At 46.5% G+C, this 316-nt stretch carries 1 protein-coding gene; it reads right to left on the reverse strand.

The features are described from left to right. Positions 1-14: 14 nt before the first annotated feature. A partial coding sequence (locus SB773_RS30820) for an ATP-binding domain-containing protein (protein ID WP_410594039.1) occupies positions 15-316 on the reverse strand: 302 nt, incomplete at its 5' end.

Genomic DNA, 316 nt, shown 5'->3' on the forward strand with positions numbered 1-316 from the left:
GGGGGTGTTTTCTGTCATGCTTCTTCTCTTTTATATAGTTCGCCAGGCAATTCTCGCAACAGAGGCAGCTCGTTTCCCTGCATATGGCTCATGACCAAGCGATGGACTGGACGAGTCATCGCAACATAGAGCAGCTTTGCATCCCATTCGTTATCCAGATACGAATTCACGTCCACAATAAAAACGACATCAAACTGCAAGCCTTTGGTCAAATACGCCGGCATCACAGTGACTCCGCCCGGAAACTGATTGTCTTTGCTACTGAGCAAGGTCAGTTCAGGAATCGTTTCCTGTAAGCTTTTAAACAGTTTCTTAC

Origin of the sequence: Bacillus sp. SIMBA_074 (assembly GCF_046534555.1) — a bacterium.
Taxonomy (GTDB): domain Bacteria; phylum Bacillota; class Bacilli; order Bacillales; family Bacillaceae_G; genus Bacillus_A; species Bacillus_A mycoides.